Annotated in this window: 1 protein-coding gene; it reads right to left on the bottom strand. The window is 34.1% G+C overall.

The features are described from left to right. The coding region (locus tag ADH54_RS12065) for a hypothetical protein (protein WP_049524600.1) at positions 1 to 217 on the bottom strand (217 nt) is incomplete at both ends.

Here is a 217-nt window from a genome sequence, read left to right as displayed (position 1 = left end):
GCTTCTCCATTGTTCTTTCAAAGCCTCTAATCTTTTGTTAAATTCTTCTTCTGTTAGAGTACTAAATTTCTTTATAGTCTCCAAAGGAATACCATCAGAACCTGTACTAGCTGCATAAGTTCGATCAAAACCACCATATAAAGATAAACCATCTTTAGAATCTACCAAAGGCTTATTTCCAACAATACTTTCAACATTAGTCGATGAATGGTTAGCC

The sequence above is a fragment of the Streptococcus pseudopneumoniae genome (assembly GCF_001072315.1).
Taxonomy (GTDB): Bacteria; Bacillota; Bacilli; order Lactobacillales; family Streptococcaceae; genus Streptococcus; species Streptococcus pseudopneumoniae_R.
Note: the sequence above shows the minus strand (reverse complement) of the source record. Positions and strands in the feature narration are given on the sequence as shown.